Annotated in this window: 1 protein-coding gene; it reads right to left on the reverse strand. The window is 69.3% G+C overall.

Annotation, left to right across the window (positions count from 1 at the left end):
- On the reverse strand, window positions 1-1711 hold a 1711-nt coding region (locus tag HUA74_RS44865), incomplete at both ends, for a condensation domain-containing protein (protein WP_254625565.1).

The following is a 1711-nucleotide window of genomic DNA, read 5'->3' on the forward strand; positions in this document are numbered from 1 at the left end:
ATGTCCACGGCGCCGCCGAAGGTCCACGCCAACTGCGTGACGTAGACGCCGGAGCCCGGGGCCGTGAGGGTGTGGAAGAGCATGCCCTGCTGCATGGGCGACAGCGGATAGAGGTCGTCCGCCAGCGTCCCCGCGGGCAGCACCCGGTCGAGCACGGACTGGGACAGCTTCGCCAGCGGGAAGTCGGTGGGCGTGAAGCGGCGGGCGTCGTCGGAGTCTCGGTCGTCGATGAGCCGCCGCAGCGTGTGCAGGCAATGGTCGGCCAGGGACTGGATGGTCTCTGGCCGGTGCGCTGCCTGGCTGTACGTCCACACCAGGGTCAGTCGGCCCTCGAAGACGTAGCCGTTGATCTCCAGCAGGTGGGAGAGCGCGGCCTTGGGTGCGCGCAGGGCACCGAGGGGCTCCCGCGTGGCGGTGAACGGATTCAGCGCCGAGTCGTCACCGGCGGACTGATGGAACTGGCCCAGGTAGTTGAAGAGCACCTGGGCACGAGGGAGCGCGCGGAGGTGCTGGGATTGCTCATCGTCCGACAGGTGGCGCAGCAGGCCGTAGCCGAGTCCCTTTCGGGGAAGGCGCCGCAGCGAGTCCCTCACCGCGCGCAACCGGCCACCCAGGCTCGTCGTCCCCGAGACGTCCAGCGTCACGGGATACAGCGTGGTGAGCCAGCCCACCGTGCGAGACAGGTCCACGTCGTCGGAGAACGGCTCGCGGCCATGGCCCTCCAGTTCCACACGCAGGCGCGGCTGGCCCATCCAGTGTGTGAGGCTCTCGGCCACCGCCGTCAGCAGCACATCGTTGATGTGCGCCCGCCACGCAGCCGGAGTCTCCTGCAACAAGAGCCGCGTCTGGACTTCGTCGAGGGAGACCTCCACCGTGCGCGAGGAGGCCACGGAAGTGGCGCCGCCAGCGCCATCCCTGGGGAGGGCAGGAGCCTCGAGTCGCCCCTCCTCCAGCCAATACGTCCGCTCACGCGCGACCTCCTCGGAGCGAGCGAAGTCACTCAGCTTCGAGGCCCAGGTCTTGAAGGACGTGGACCTGGGCGGCAGCGCCACCGGGCGCCCCTGTCTCGACTGCACATACCCCGCGCCGAGGTCCTCCAGCAGCGTGCGCCAGGAGACGCCATCCACACCCAGGTGATGCACCGACAGCAGGAGCCGTGTGCCTCGCTCGGCTCCGAGGTGGAAGAGGGCGGCGCGCAGGAGCAGCCCCTCATCCAGCCTGTGGCTGGCGTGGAGGCGGGAGGCTTCGGACTCCAGGGCCGTGGGCAGCTCCGCCTCGGGCACGGAAGAGAGGTCCACCTGCTCCAGGCGGACCAGGGACTCCAGGCCGGTGAACTCCTGGTTCCAGGTGCCGTCTTGCTGGCGTGTGAAGCGCAGCCGCAGCGTGTCGTGGTGGGTGACGACCGCGCGCAGCGCCGCTTCCAGGCACGGGACGTCCACCGGCTCGCTCGACGCGAGCATGAAGGCCTGGGCGAAGTGGTGCGGTTCGAGGAGTTCCTTCTCGAAGAAGTCGAGCTGGATGGGCGTCAGGAGGGAGGTGCCGAGCACCATGCCCGAATCGACCTGCGGCCCACCCTGCTGCTTTGCCACGCGCGCCAGCGCTTCCAGTGTCTGGTGTTGGAAGAGCTGGTTTGCGGCCAGATGCAGGCCGGCCTGACGCGCGCGTGAGACCACCTGGATGGCGAGGATGGAGTCGCCGCCCAGCTCGAAGA

Source organism: Myxococcus sp. CA051A (genome assembly GCF_013336705.1).
Taxonomy (GTDB): Bacteria; Myxococcota; Myxococcia; order Myxococcales; family Myxococcaceae; genus Myxococcus; species Myxococcus llanfairpwllgwyngyllgogerychwyrndrobwllllantysiliogogogochensis.